We start from the raw sequence: 834 nt of genomic DNA, 5'->3' as shown, positions 1-834 counted from the left end.
AATTTTTTACTCATTGTAATAACCTAATAATTTGAAAATATGCATCCTCAAAATCTAGCGAAACGGCTTTAAAGCGGAATATTCACTATGCTCTCCAGAGGTCAGGAGACGAGGATTTCAAGCTGCGCAAACGATTATTCTACCGAAACACACCGTTAATACCAACGGTGATATCAAAATTCTCCGCCTATTACGCAGAAAAATCGAATTCAGTGAACAACGCTAAAAGCAAAAAGCCAGCACGAACAGCTTTTGCTGCTCGCGCTGGCTTTTTAAAAGTAATTACCCGGCTAGGTATTTAACGATGAAGATGGCAGACATAACCCAAACACTCATCGATACATCGCGGCCTTTGCCACTAAACAATTTGATAGCAGCATACGCAATAAAGCCTAGGGTGATGCCTTCTGCAATAGAGAAAGTAAGCGGCATCACAAGACAAGTTACAACGACTGGAGATGCTTCAGTTAGGTCACGCCAATCAATGCTCACCAAGCCAGAAAGCATCAAAATTGCTACATAGAACAATGCACCTGACGTTGCATACGCAGGGATCATACCCGCTAGTGGCGAGAACAATAGTGCAAGCAGGAAGAGTACACCAACAACCACTGCGGTTAGGCCAGTACGACCACCAGCAGCTACGCCCGAAACACTTTCAATGTATGAAGTCGTGTTTGACGTACCTAGCAACGCACCAACAGAAGTCGCTGTTGAGTCAGCAAGTAGTGCTTTGTTTAGACGAGGAATGTTGCCATTCTCATCCGTTAGACCGGCTTTTTGAGAAACGCCAACGAGCGTACCAGCCGTATCAAATAAGTCGACGAACAAGAA

The 834-nt window shown here is 44.4% G+C and carries 1 protein-coding gene; it reads right to left on the bottom strand.

The window, feature by feature from the left end:
• Positions 1–282: 282 nt before the first annotated feature.
• Positions 283–834, bottom strand: a 552-nt coding sequence (locus tag R7R24_RS25785; RefSeq protein ID WP_318119970.1) for an NCS2 family permease, incomplete at its 5' end; no start/stop codon positions are given.

The sequence above is a fragment of the Vibrio sp. 704 genome, assembly GCF_033339295.1.
This window is presented reverse-complemented; position numbering and strand designations above follow the sequence as displayed.